At 74.9% G+C, this 239-nt stretch carries 1 protein-coding gene; it reads right to left on the bottom strand.

The features are described 5' to 3' along the window. A partial coding sequence (locus tag SB717_RS39260) for a hypothetical protein (RefSeq protein ID WP_410908711.1) occupies positions 1-239 on the bottom strand: 239 nt, incomplete at both ends.

The raw sequence follows: 239 nt of genomic DNA, 5'->3' as shown, positions 1-239 counted from the left end.
ACGGCCTCCCGGCGCGCCTGCAGGCTCGCGCCGACGGCGCCGGCGAGGGCGGTCAGTACCAGGATCGCCAGGATGGCGCTGGATTCCGCGGATAGCAGCACGGCCACCAGCGCCAGCACCGCCTGCGCCATCTGCGCGCCCGTCGACCACCAGACGACCGCTCGCGAGTCGCCGGCGCCCTGCAGCCGGCCCTGGGCGCGGGCGAAGAGGAAGTTCGGGATCATCGCGGCAGCCGTGAG

The sequence above is a fragment of the Priestia sp. SIMBA_032 genome, assembly GCF_046535215.1.
GTDB lineage: Bacteria > Bacillota > Bacilli > Bacillales > Bacillaceae_H > Priestia > Priestia aryabhattai.
The sequence above is the reverse complement of the archived record's forward strand: the minus strand, read 5'-3'. Positions and strand labels throughout refer to the sequence as shown.